This is a genomic window from Halomonas flagellata, assembly GCF_022487945.1.
In the GTDB taxonomy this organism is placed as follows: Bacteria; Pseudomonadota; Gammaproteobacteria; order Pseudomonadales; family Halomonadaceae; genus Halomonas; species Halomonas flagellata.
Genome location: NZ_JAKVPY010000109.1, coordinates 1 through 629, shown reverse-complemented (window position 1 = coordinate 629; position 629 = coordinate 1). Strand labels below are relative to the sequence as shown.

1 protein-coding gene is annotated in these 629 nt (G+C 49.8%); it reads right to left on the bottom strand.

Features of this window, described 5'->3' with window-relative positions:
• Nucleotides 1-256: 256 nt before the first annotated feature.
• A partial coding sequence (locus tag MKP05_RS21385; RefSeq protein WP_240570148.1) for a transposase occupies nucleotides 257-629 on the bottom strand: 373 nt, incomplete at its 5' end.

Sequence of the window (629 nt, the reverse complement as noted above, 5' to 3'; positions counted from 1 at the left end):
AGTGAGTACACATATCCTCCATAAAACATCCATTCACGATTGACATCATCACGTTACACTTAGCACATGGATTTATGACTGCTCTGTTCTGCTGTCTCGTTTCACTTAGGGAAGGTGCGAATAAGCAGGTCATTTCTTCCCAAGCTGACTCGCTGATTAAAATTTCGCGGATCTGGGCCGATTTTTTTCCCGCAAACACATCGAATCAGCCTATTTAGGCTATTTTTTCCACCATTTCTGGCGTTATTTCCGGTTTTTACTGAGATCTCTCCCACTGACGTATCATTTGGTCCACCCGAAACAGGTTGGCCAGGGTGAATAACATCGCCAGTTGGTTATCGTTTTTCAGCAGCCCCTTGTATCTGGCTTTCACGAAGCCGAACTGTCGCTTGATGATGCGAAATGGGTGCTCCACCTTGGCCCGGATGCTGGCTTTCATGTATTCGATGTTGATGGCCGTTTTGTTCTTGCGTGGATGCTGTTTCAAGGTTCTTACCTTGCCGGGGCGCTCGGCGATCAGCCAGTCCACATCCACCTCGGCCAGCTCCTCGCGCTGTGGCGCCCCTTGGTAGCCGGCATCGGCTGAGACAAATTGCTCCTCTCCATGCAGCAGATTACCCAGCTGATTG